Here is a 273-nt window from a genome sequence, read left to right as displayed (position 1 = left end):
AAGAGAAAAAAATGATTATGTAGAAATGTGGGGCTCAGGATCACCCTTACGAGAGTTCATGCATGTTGATGATTTAGCAGACGCATGTCTATTTCTTATGAACTCTTATAATGGTTTGGAGTTTGTAAATATTAGTTCACAAGAAGAACTAAGTATTAAAGACATTGCCTACTTAATTAAGGATATTACTGGTTTTTCAGGAGAAATTCGGTGGGACACAAGTAAGCCAGACGGAACCCCACGAAAAATTATGGATAATTCCAAACTTTTATC

Annotated in this window: 1 protein-coding gene; it reads left to right on the top strand. The window is 35.2% G+C overall.

Annotated elements, in window-relative coordinates; all coding sequences use genetic code 11:
* Positions 1-25 precede the first annotated feature (25 nt).
* On the top strand, positions 26-273 hold a 248-nt coding region (locus VJI94_RS08375; RefSeq protein WP_324009029.1), incomplete at its 3' end, for an NAD-dependent epimerase/dehydratase family protein.

This window comes from Parvimonas sp. D9 (genome assembly GCF_035282565.1).
GTDB lineage: Bacteria > Bacillota > Clostridia > Tissierellales > Peptoniphilaceae > Parvimonas > Parvimonas micra.
This window is presented reverse-complemented; position numbering and strand designations above follow the sequence as displayed.